Source organism: Limnospira sp. (assembly GCF_051859755.1).
Taxonomy (GTDB): Bacteria; Cyanobacteriota; Cyanobacteriia; order Cyanobacteriales; family Microcoleaceae; genus Limnospira; species Limnospira fusiformis.
The window spans coordinates 1-9,774 of the sequence record NZ_JBIMLI010000139.1 but is presented as its reverse complement, the minus strand read 5'-3'; the positions used below and the strand labels follow the sequence as shown (position 1 = coordinate 9,774).

Genomic DNA, 9,774 nt, shown 5'->3' with positions numbered 1-9,774 from the left:
TAGGCGGCTCAAACCCATGCTGTGAAAGCCATATATCAATCCGCCGTAACCCACCGTTTAAGGTGTGTCGGTTCAGTAGGGTGGGTTAGGCGGCTCAAACCCATGCTGTGAAAGCCATATATCAATCCGCCGTAACCCACCGTTTAAGGTGTGTCGGTTCAGTATAATCGGGAGCGTCGCTCCCATCGTGTCAACCCCCAGCCCTCATGGCTCCATCGGAATTGCTGACGACAGCCGTTGTGGCGATCGCATTCCCGCACCCGGACACGACGCGGAAGGTGTTTGATGTGATGCGCCGGGTGCAGCCGTCCCCACAGAAGCGCGATCGCGTTAAGCTGGAGAGCAGTTGAAGTGGGAAAAGCGATCGCTCATGTCCAATTTGGCAGTACCGGCAAATCGAAGAAAAGTTTATCTCGAAATGGCTTTGCGTCGATGCCGTCCGGGTCGGGGTAGTAGTCTAGCATTTCTCCAATCGCGAACTTGGAATCATCCCGTGACTGATCTCAGAACAATTATTCAAACGCCTTTTGTTATCGTGGGAGGAATTGCCACTCGGCTTTATATGCCCGAACGCATGACCGATGATTTAGATATTTTAATTTGGGCAGAAAATTCTGACCGCATTTATGGAGAATTAGAACAGGCGGGAAGTCAAAGGGTGGGAGCGTTAAATATTGGCGGGAGTACCTGGCAGTTATCGGATGGAACGATTCTAGACGTGCTGGAATTCGAGCAAGCATGGATTGCCGATGCGATCGCTTATCCCAACTTTTCCCCGGATGGGTTGCCGGTCATTGCATTGCCCTATTTAGTATTGATGAAGTTGCAAGCCAGCCGTTCTCAAGATCTGGCGGATATTAGCCGGATGTTGGGGGGGGCGGATGAAGAGATGTTAAATTCGGTGCGATCAGTTATCGGGATTTATCTTTCGGATGCTTTAGAGGATCTGGAAAGTTTGATCGCCCTGGGTCAATTGGAGATGGGGAATTGAATCCAATGCTTCGGAAATGCAGTATGTGCACACACGCCTTCCGATCGCTCCTTTTCCGGGCATCTTGCCTGTATAATCGGGAGCGTCGCACCCATCCCGTCAACCCCCAGCGCTCATGACCCCATCGGAATTGCTGACCACAGCCGTTGTCGCGATCGCATTCCCGTACCCGGACACGACGCGGAAGGTGTTTGATGTGATGTGGCGGGTGCAGCGGTCCCCACAGAAGCGCGATCGCTCTACCCACAGACTAGGCGATCGCTCGTTTTCCCGGCATCTTGCCTGTATAATTGGCAGGGTCGCAATCCTGGGCGGAACCGGAGTTATACGGATTGAGGACTGGGGCGATCGCCACTTCTGCTAATATACCCGCTTATGGGGGGAGTAAGGGGGGATGTCGGCTGGGAGTCGGCGGTTGGCGATCGCTTTGAGGGGTGATATAATTCGGGTTGATGCCTCAATAAATTCTTTCACCGCAGGGGGAGGTGGCAAGGTGCGATCGCATTACATCACAGCCGGCCTACCACTACCCTAGCAGGATTACTGAAATCCTGGGAAATGGGGATGGCGATCGCTTTTTGAAAACCATCCACCGCCTCTTCTAGCTGACGGCTCCGCAGCAGTTGATTACCCCTCACTAAATCCCTGACTCCCCAGAATCAAGTCTATATAGACGGGTTGGATTCACCCAGGGATTATACCATCATCAGGATATTCTGGCGAAGGATTTTAATCAACCCACAATCAACTACACTTGTCAAGTACGGATAACCGAATGCTTTATTCCGGCAAACCGAATGCCGCTCGCTCTAGGTAATGCGATCGCGGCCCTCGGTATGGGAGCTACACTTCCCCATCTTCTCTTCTCAACTCCGATACCGGCTCAAATTCTCTGGTATTGTGAGTGACCAATATTAAATTATTGACCATGGCTCGCGCGGCCATCAGCAAATCATCAGGGTCGATTGGGGTTCGGCAACTCGCCAAGTTGTTTGGGATTTCTCCGGCATTTTTGGCGGCTCTATCATCCCCAGGTAAGGAGACCAAAAAATCTCAAAATTCTGGTGGCATTGCCAAGTTTGGCGGCGGATTTTCACTCTCGCTTCGCCCCATAAAATCACTCAAATTTCACCGTGGTCAAAGGAATGTTTGGCATGGTGGGCGATCGCCATTTGATGGGTGATTGAGGCTTTGATTTGCTCACCAATTATGGCTCGTTTTCCGGGCATCTTGCCTGTATAATTGGCAGGGTCGCACCCATCCTTGGCGGAAGGGGAGTTATACGGATTGAGGACTGGGGCGATCGCCACTTCTGCTAATATAGGGGGTTATGGGGGGAGTAAGGGGGGATGTGGGCTGGGAGTCGGCGGTTGGCGATCGCTTTGAGGGGTGATATAATTCGGGTTGATGCCTCCATAAATTCTTTCACCGCAGGGGGAGGTGGCAAGGTGCGATCGTATTACATCACAGCCCGCCTACGACTACGGTAGCAGGATTACTGAAATCCTGGGAAATGGGGATGAAGTGCTGAAGTGCGATCGCTTTTTGAAAAGCATCCACAGCCTCCTCTAGCTTACCGCTCCGCAGCAGTTGATTACCCCTAACTAAATCGCTGACCAATTCGCTGACCCCCCAGAATAAAGTCTATATAGACCGGTTTTCTTAACCCAGGTACTATACCATAATGAGGATATTCTCGCCAACGATTTTAATCAATCCACAATCAACTACACTTGTCAAGTACGGATAACCGAACGCTTTATTCCCGGAAACCGAATCAATACAGAAGATGGGCTAGGGTTTTGATATGGGGTAAGTTGTGTTCACGACAGTATTTTTGCCAACCTTTAAACTCTGTCCACCCACTGATAAAGACAAAATCCAACCCCGTAGCCATAGCCGCCTGACTGTCATATTGACTATCTCCTAAAAATAGGGCGGGGGGTTGAATGTTACCCTCGGCTAACTCTCGCTGGAGAATGTGGTCTTTGGTGTCAGGACTGCCAAAAATTCCCCCATTAAACAGGGAGTCTAAACCCCTTTGTCTAAAGATGTCTCGCAGTTCATTTTGGTCGCCACCGGAGACAATGAGCCACCGACTAGAGGCGGTTTGTTGGCGTAGTTGTGCCAAACCCTCGGCGACTTCACAGGTGAGTAAACCTCGGCGGACTTCTTCCGCGTAAAGGGCTAAGAGTTCATCTAAATTGGGTCCGGTGGTTTCTGGGGGGATGAGTTGATTTAAGAAAACCTCAAATTTACGATAGCGGGAAATTCCCCCATGTTGGATATGATAATTAACTAAGGACTCGGCGGCAGCTTGACCGTAGGAGAGGGCGGCTTTGTAGAAGGCTTGGGTTTTGACTTGGTTGGAGTTGAGGATGACACCATCACAGTCAAATATTAGGGTTTTATAGTGGTTGAATTGAATCATTTAATTGAATCATAGAAGTACAATTGTTTAAGAGCCATAGCTATTTGGTAATCATCATATTCATCAATGTCAACACCTGATATTTTACTAACTATGTGCTTGTAGGGATTAGCACCTAAAAAATATCCTTCAGATAAAGTATCTTTTTTGTTTCTCATATAAAGACCATTTGTAACTTTATAAATATTGGGTAAGTCTTGACTAATTGTATGTTCCTTAGTTGCTTTATAGTTTATAGGTTTTTTATCATTCCAAAGGTATTCTTTGAGTAAATTCACTGACACCAGACTATCATTGTTCTTTTGATTAACAACTTGATCGATGTAAAGGTTAAAACCTTCAGAATACTCTTGAGGACTCATCAAAGGAACCACTACGGTTACCCATGCAAAATGATTAGTTGGTATGTCTTTGATAATACCTGTAATTACTTCACTAAATGAGGCTTGATGTCCGTCACTTAAATAATCGCTTCTTGGTAGAAACTCAACTCCCATAAGATGAGCTATTTCTTTAACTCGTTGGGAATTAGAGCTTAAAAAAATCAGATTATCGCTTTGTACTTTTTTTAATTGAGCGATTTTCCATTCAAGAAGAGATATATTTTGATGAAAGGGCAAAAAAATTTTTTCTTTGATGCGACTACTTCCCTCTCTAACAGGGATAATTACTGAAATATCTGAAAAATTTTGCATTATCTTTTACCAAAAATATTTTGACAAGCACGAAGATAAATATTAACATCAACGGAATAGGCGATGTAATTAAAGCCTTCACTTTTCAGAGATGCGTTTCTCTCCAATGTATCAGAAAAAGCACCAAGTATAATCCCTTTAGTTTTGGTTTTGTCAGCAATTGTCTGCATTAATCTTAAAACTTCAGGGTCATTAACCTGACCCGGCTTACCTACGGACTGGGACAGGTCATAGGGACCAATAAATAAGACATCAAAACCTGGGACTTCAAGAATTTCATCAAGGTTGTTAATTCCTTCTAATCCTTCGACTTGCAAAATTAGTAATTTGTCATTAGCAGTTGCCAAATAATCGTCTTTGTGTTGATCTCCAAAATTAGCAGCACGAACAAAACGACAGACACCACGACTACCGTGAGGATGAAAACGAGCAGCTTTCACAGCGTCTTGGGCTTGCTGTGCTGTGCTAATATTGGGAACTTGAACCCCATCCGCTCCGGTATCAAGAGCGCTGCTAATAGCATGGGAATCAACGCTGTTAACCCGAATAATTGAGGCCATCCGCGTTAATTTAGCTGCTCTGACGTGATGATGTAGAGTCTCCAAATTGACGGGGCCGTGTTCAGTATCTAAGATGATAAAGTCTAAGCCAGCAATACCAGCAGCTTCAACAAAAGCGCTATCTGTTGTCTTGCTAAATATACCAAAGCAGGTTTTTTGAGTGAGTTTGTGTTTTAGGTGATTCATCTCGACCACAATCACAGACTAGGGAGGGCATAAATTGACTGGCTGGGTACTCTATAGCGTGTGGGTGTAACCGCTATCAATGGCAAAGGCTTTTGACTTACTGAATAAGTAGATAACAAGTTATCCATTTCCTCATTACGAGGGTCATCACCGGGATAACCGTCAAACCCAGCTAACAAGATACGACTCGCCTTGCCACTGGTCGCCACCGCCAACGCATAAGCAATCACCATAGAAGAGGGTAACACACAATGGGTGCGGGCAAACTCAAAGGTGTTTGTTTTTACCACTAAGCCAAAGTCCAGTAACTCTTTTTCAGCCAGGGACTGCTGCACGTCTTCTGGTAGCATACTGGCGGGAGTAATTAACGGTTGGGGTAAACGGGTGTGGGTTTCGCAGTCGGCTAAGAGACGCACCGGGTGACAAGCCAGGCGAACCTCTATCAAGTCTGGATTAATTTGGGACTGGGTGTTGAGCGCCATGACCACAGGCTGGGCTTTGCGGATATACTCTTCTAAGGCTTGGCGGTGAGCCGCCACACCGGGACCCGTACCCAGTAGCAACACCTCACGACCTTGGATTAAACTGGCGGGTTCCCAGGTTCCTTGGGGTTCCCCCTCATAGAATTTACGCGCCGCGTCTAGGGTGTTGAGACTGAATTTCTTGCCTCCCTCGACTCGTAGGTGTTCAATTACCGCTAGGATGTCTTCTGGGCTGTAGCGACTGTCTCCTAGCATGGACTGAATGTAGCTGGGGTGGATGCCGTGTTTTCCCGCTAGGTAATAGTAGGTGTTGGTTCCCCAACCGTGGGTATTTTGCAGGGGTCGGAAGAAGCCCTCAATTAGGCTCATTAAACGCACTAGGCTACAGGGTTTCTGCCGACGTTGACCCAGTTCTAGGGCCAGGTATTCGGTTTTGGCGTTACCGGGTCCGCGCCCCATTCCCGTGACGGTGGCATCTAACCAGGTGACTCCCGCTTCTAAGGCTTGCAGGGTGTTTTGTAGTGCCATGCCCATATTATCATGGGTATGGATTCCCAAGGCTCCTTGCCAATGGGTTCGCAATCTGTTAATGATTTCTAGGGTGTGCTGGGGGTTCATGCTACCCATACTATCCGCGAAATACAGCACGTCTAGGGGATAGTTACAGGCTTGTTGGGAAAGGGTTTCGATTTCTTGGGGGAGGCGGTCTGCTACTTGCATGAGGTTAAAGCCCACCTGGAAACCTCGTTCTTTTAACCAGGTGCTGGCGGGTAGGACTTGCTGAAATTCGTGAATATGACAGGCGAACCGCACCAGACGGACGGGGGAGGTGGCGGCGGTTTCGGGGAAGAGATGCTCTAGGGTTTGTTCTAAGGGCATATCCCCCAGTAATTCCGCGCCGTTGACCATGACTCCAATGGTGAGGCGTTCAGGAAGGGGTAGGCTGCGGAGAAAGTCGTCGGTGGTATAGGCGCAGGCTCCTTTAAACCCTTGGTTTTTCAGGGAACGAAAGCCGAGTTCTACGATATCCACCCCAGCGGCTTCCATGGCGTTCAGATAGTCTATGACGATATGGCGGGGGAAGTCCCAGGCGTTGTAGTAGCCACCATCACGGAGGGTGCAGTCTAGGAAGCAGAAATCTAAAGTGGGTTGGTTCATCTCTAAACTTATTACCATTGGTCTGTGGTTTAACCTTTCATCTATCACTAGCTATCCTAAATCCTCCACTAATAAGTCATGATTACCATAGAGTTTTTCCATTTCGTCAATGTACTCATTCACCTCTAATTTTAAGACTTCGGTCAGATCGGGATCAGCTTCAAACAGCCCAGATAGCCAAAAATTCTTGACTAGGCTAAATTGACTGGCTATATCATGTAAAGATAGATGATGACCAGAAAGTGATCGATGACGTTTGTGCGTTTTTTGAAAAGTTGGATATTTGTCAAAATACAAATTATTTTTACTGATAAAAAAATTGCTGCAAAAAACTTTTATTTTTTGAGGCTTAAATTGAACTAAGTCTGAGAGAATAATTGGTAGCATATTGATGTTTTTTCCCACGTAGCAGGGATTAAACCGGTAACCGACACGGACGTTTACACTATATTGCCTCAAGTATGAAATTGCTCTAGCATTTTTTAGGCATACAAATTTTAACTTTGGCATAATTAAACTGATATATGATTTAAATGAAAATCCACGACGTGAATTATAATAAGAAACACTTGTTTTTTGACCAGTATAAGGGTAGAGTGACTCATCTAAGTTATCCAAGTAAGTCATACGAATCACGATATCAAAGGAATCAATTTCTTCCCCGTGAGGCTCAGATGTCGGGGCGGGACCTACAATCGCCACCGTTTTGCCGTTAATGAGTTGTCCATAGCTTTCTTCAGCCTTGATATAGTCAACCCTGCCCTCCAAATATGATACTTTGTCCCGCTCATAATTCACCAAATAGAGCTGTAGATAAGATTTCAATTGATTCGGCTTTTTACAGTTTGCCAGTAACTTTTTGAGAGCTGCCTTACTTTTCAATTCATCTCGTTGTTCGATGAATAATTTCAAACATCTCGATAAATCAGCTTCTTCTTGAATTGAACCAGACCGAAAACTTTGGCTATCAAATTCGGCCATTTTCCGTCTAACTAGATAGCCAGACGCTATAAAATAATTGCCTATCAAGAAATCTTTTAATCTAATCCAAGAAGCCCTATCCATGAAACCGAAGGGAATCTGCTCAAGGTTATCTGCAATCACTTCCGAAAGCAGGCTACTAATGGTAAACCCTAATGATAAGGCTTCATCGTCATTCCTACCTGTCATATAGTCACCCAGAGCAGCCAGGGCTGCAAAAATTAGCTTCAGCTTCTCTGTGGGGGATGAGGCTAAGGAAATCTGGGACTTTAATTCTGCTTGGAATATCCTATTTATTGAAATGTCTTGTAGTTTTAGACTGATTTTTCGGGCATATTGTCCAATATATAAATTTATATTGAACTTGGCAAGCGTCTCACCGATATCAAGAGTTGACGCTGACTCTAACGGATGCTGATTTTCCCTAGCCGCCTGTGAGACTGACATTTGCCACGCTTGTCCCAGCTTTTCCAGGGCGGCACCCCAACCCTTTTGACTCAAGAACATCAGTGAGTATTCTTTCTTGATTCCAGAATTATCAGGATATTTTTGTAAGCCTGCGCTGGCTATCAACTCGGCTTTCTCAAACTGCTGACTACTCCCATAGGCTTTGACTAAATTAGAGTAGGTCCAAGCCGAAGCCTTTTCACCTTCGAGGTGCCAGAGTTCCTCCAGTCTTTGGCTCAACACCTCTCCATCGCTTTGACTCAAACGACGGAGCCGTGAATATTCAGCTTCTAGGCTAATGCTGTTGGGGTATTTCTGGAGTCCCTCGATGGCTATTAACTTAGCTTTCCCAAACTGCTGACTACTTCGATAAGCTCTCGCTAAATCCGCATAAAGTTCCTCGGAAGCATTGTCCCCCGCTATCTGCAAGTTTTCTTCTAGGGCTTCAATCACCACTCCCCAATCTTTCTCACGTAAAGATGTCAGTTCAGATTGCATCTGAATCCTCGCCGAATCTGGATATTTCTGAAGTCCTTCGGTTGCCATCAATTCGGCTTTCTCAAACTGCTGGCTGTTTCGGTAAGCTTTAATTAAATCGGCATAGATTTTCTCAGAAGCTTTTTCACCCTGGATTTGGAACAGTTCTTCTAGGGCTTGAGTGGCTGATTCCCAGTCCTTGTCGCCTACGGACATCCCGTAATATGGGGGGGATTTGATGATAGAACTATTGGGGTATTTGTGGAGTCCTTCAGTCGCCAGACGTTCCGCCTTCTGAAACTGCTGGCTGGCTGAGTAGGCTGCCACTAAATCGGCATACACTTCTTCATGAGCCTTTTGACCCTGCATTTCCAAGAGTCCTTGTAGTTTCTCAATCTCTTCTCCCCAATCTTTTTGACCCAAAGGTATCAGGCAATATTCCTTTTGGATTGTGCTAAACATTGGGTAATTGGTGTATTTTTGAATACCTTTAACAGCGATTAATTCAGCTTTCTCTAATTGTTCACTATTACGGTAAGCTTGAATTAAACGATAGTAAGTTCGCCAGTTTTTTTGAGCCTCCATTTCTAAGAGTTTTTCTAACCTTTCACTAGCCACTATCCAGTTTTCTTGGGCTAAAGCGATGAGCGCGTATTGGTTTTGTATTTTGGCATTTTTGGGATATTTTTTTAGCCCTTCAATCGCGACGAATTCGGCTTGAGCAAGCTGTTGGTTATTTCGGTATGCTTCCGCCAGGGAGACATAGTTATTCTGGGAAAATTTGGGATTTTCTGTCTGCCTGATGGTTTCTAGCTCTTCAATAATGGCTTGCCAATCTTTTGTGACTTTTTGAGGTAGACTCGGGTTAATTTCAAGGGCTTTCTGATAATGAGCGATCGCCTCTTGCCACTGCTCTTTTTCGGCTAAACACTTACCTAACAAATGATAATAGTCAGAACCTGATGGCTCTAGGTCTAATCCTGCCTTTAAGACATCTAGGGCTGCATCAATTTGTTCAGTTTCAACTAAGGCGACGGCTAATTGGTAGTGATATCTGATAGAGTTGGATTTGAGTTCGACCGCTTTCTGATAAGCAGCTACAGCATTGAGCCAATCCTCTGAGTGTTCTAAAGCCTCTCCTAGCTTGTAGTGAGACCAATGGAAATGGGGATGATGTGCGATCGCTTTCCGGAAAGCATCCACGGCTTCTTCTGGCTTACCGCTCCGCAGCAGTTGATTACCCCTAACTAAATCGCTGACCAATTCGCTGACCCCCCAGAATAAAGTCCATATAGACGGGTTGGATTCACCCAGGGATTATACCATCATCAGGATATTCTGGCGAAGGATTTTAATCAACCCACAA

The 9,774-nt window shown here is 45.8% G+C and carries 13 protein-coding genes; 6 read left to right on the top strand and 7 right to left on the bottom strand.

The window, feature by feature from the left end; all coding sequences use genetic code 11:
* The first annotated feature begins 206 nt into the window (after positions 1-206).
* The 4 genes from ACTIE0_RS19485 (at position 207) to ACTIE0_RS19470 (ending at position 1,526) form a co-directional block, all read left to right on the top strand.
* Positions 207-350 (top strand): hypothetical protein, encoded by a 144-nt coding sequence (locus tag ACTIE0_RS19485; protein ID WP_155839097.1) that lies wholly within the window; start codon positions 207-209, stop codon positions 348-350.
* Entirely contained in the window at positions 347-991 is a 645-nt protein-coding gene (locus ACTIE0_RS19480; RefSeq protein ID WP_228116436.1) for a hypothetical protein, read from the top strand. The genes ACTIE0_RS19485 and ACTIE0_RS19480 overlap by 4 nt, the downstream gene beginning before the upstream one ends.
* Positions 992-1,106: 115 nt before the next feature.
* Positions 1,107-1,355, top strand: a complete 249-nt coding sequence (locus ACTIE0_RS19475) for a hypothetical protein (protein ID WP_439516956.1) — start codon at positions 1,107-1,109, stop codon at positions 1,353-1,355.
* A 30-nt stretch (positions 1,356-1,385) separates the two neighbouring features.
* Positions 1,386-1,526 (top strand): hypothetical protein, encoded by a 141-nt coding sequence (locus ACTIE0_RS19470; RefSeq protein ID WP_157234402.1) that lies wholly within the window; start codon positions 1,386-1,388, stop codon positions 1,524-1,526.
* Here ACTIE0_RS19470 and ACTIE0_RS19465 read toward each other — a convergent pair.
* Positions 1,501-1,629, bottom strand: coding sequence for a hypothetical protein (locus ACTIE0_RS19465; protein ID WP_348620781.1), 129 nt, complete (start codon positions 1,627-1,629; stop codon positions 1,501-1,503). The genes ACTIE0_RS19470 and ACTIE0_RS19465 overlap by 26 nt on opposite strands.
* A 290-nt stretch (positions 1,630-1,919) precedes the next feature.
* Between ACTIE0_RS19465 and ACTIE0_RS19460 the strand changes: the two genes are divergently transcribed.
* Together ACTIE0_RS19460 and ACTIE0_RS19455 are read left to right on the top strand one after the other, a co-directional pair.
* Entirely contained in the window at positions 1,920-2,174 is a 255-nt protein-coding gene (locus ACTIE0_RS19460) for a hypothetical protein (protein WP_192808276.1), read from the top strand.
* A 59-nt stretch (positions 2,175-2,233) separates the two neighbouring features.
* Positions 2,234-2,377, top strand: coding sequence for a hypothetical protein (locus tag ACTIE0_RS19455; RefSeq protein ID WP_439516957.1), 144 nt, complete (start codon positions 2,234-2,236; stop codon positions 2,375-2,377).
* Between the two features lie 78 nt (positions 2,378-2,455).
* Here the strand turns inward: ACTIE0_RS19455 and ACTIE0_RS19450 are convergent, their stop codons facing one another.
* From ACTIE0_RS19450 to ACTIE0_RS19425, 6 genes are all read right to left on the bottom strand, one after another.
* Positions 2,456-2,611 carry a tetratricopeptide repeat protein gene (locus ACTIE0_RS19450; protein WP_150105361.1) on the bottom strand — a complete coding sequence of 52 codons (156 nt, stop codon included), beginning with the start codon at positions 2,609-2,611 and terminating at the stop codon, positions 2,456-2,458.
* A 157-nt stretch (positions 2,612-2,768) separates the two neighbouring features.
* Entirely contained in the window at positions 2,769-3,422 is a 654-nt protein-coding gene (locus ACTIE0_RS19445) for an HAD family hydrolase (RefSeq protein ID WP_006670245.1), read from the bottom strand.
* Positions 3,419-4,117, bottom strand: a complete 699-nt coding sequence (locus ACTIE0_RS19440; RefSeq protein ID WP_006670246.1) for an acylneuraminate cytidylyltransferase family protein — start codon at positions 4,115-4,117, stop codon at positions 3,419-3,421. Before ACTIE0_RS19440 ends, ACTIE0_RS19445 begins: the two co-directional genes overlap by 4 nt.
* Positions 4,117-4,863: an HpcH/HpaI aldolase family protein gene (locus tag ACTIE0_RS19435; RefSeq protein ID WP_006670247.1), complete on the bottom strand. Its 747-nt coding sequence runs from the start codon at positions 4,861-4,863 to the stop codon at positions 4,117-4,119. The genes ACTIE0_RS19440 and ACTIE0_RS19435 overlap by 1 nt, the downstream gene beginning before the upstream one ends.
* Positions 4,864-4,874: 11 nt before the next feature.
* Positions 4,875-6,503, bottom strand: coding sequence for an aldolase catalytic domain-containing protein (locus ACTIE0_RS19430; RefSeq protein ID WP_039933608.1), 1,629 nt, complete (start codon positions 6,501-6,503; stop codon positions 4,875-4,877).
* 51 nt (positions 6,504-6,554) lie between these two features.
* Positions 6,555-9,671 (bottom strand): tetratricopeptide repeat protein, encoded by a 3,117-nt coding sequence (locus tag ACTIE0_RS19425; RefSeq protein ID WP_006670249.1) that lies wholly within the window; start codon positions 9,669-9,671, stop codon positions 6,555-6,557.
* Positions 9,672-9,774 lie beyond the last annotated feature (103 nt).

What these genes read in the sequence shown, in the direction of transcription:
- ACTIE0_RS19440 (WP_006670246.1), bottom strand. Translation starts at nt 4,117, where the DNA reads ATGCAAAATTTTTCAGATATTTCAGTAATTATCCCTGTTAGAGAGGGA.
- ACTIE0_RS19475 (WP_439516956.1), top strand. Translation starts at nt 1,107, where the DNA reads ATGACCCCATCGGAATTGCTGACCACAGCCGTTGTCGCGATCGCATTC.
- ACTIE0_RS19460 (WP_192808276.1), top strand. Translation starts at nt 1,920, where the DNA reads ATGGCTCGCGCGGCCATCAGCAAATCATCAGGGTCGATTGGGGTTCGG.
- ACTIE0_RS19430 (WP_039933608.1), bottom strand. Translation starts at nt 6,503, where the DNA reads ATGAACCAACCCACTTTAGATTTCTGCTTCCTAGACTGCACCCTCCGT.
- ACTIE0_RS19435 (WP_006670247.1), bottom strand. Translation starts at nt 4,863, where the DNA reads ATGAATCACCTAAAACACAAACTCACTCAAAAAACCTGCTTTGGTATA.
- ACTIE0_RS19445 (WP_006670245.1), bottom strand. Translation starts at nt 3,422, where the DNA reads ATGATTCAATTCAACCACTATAAAACCCTAATATTTGACTGTGATGGT.
- ACTIE0_RS19485 (WP_155839097.1), top strand. Translation starts at nt 207, where the DNA reads ATGGCTCCATCGGAATTGCTGACGACAGCCGTTGTGGCGATCGCATTC.
- ACTIE0_RS19470 (WP_157234402.1), top strand. Translation starts at nt 1,386, where the DNA reads ATGTCGGCTGGGAGTCGGCGGTTGGCGATCGCTTTGAGGGGTGATATA.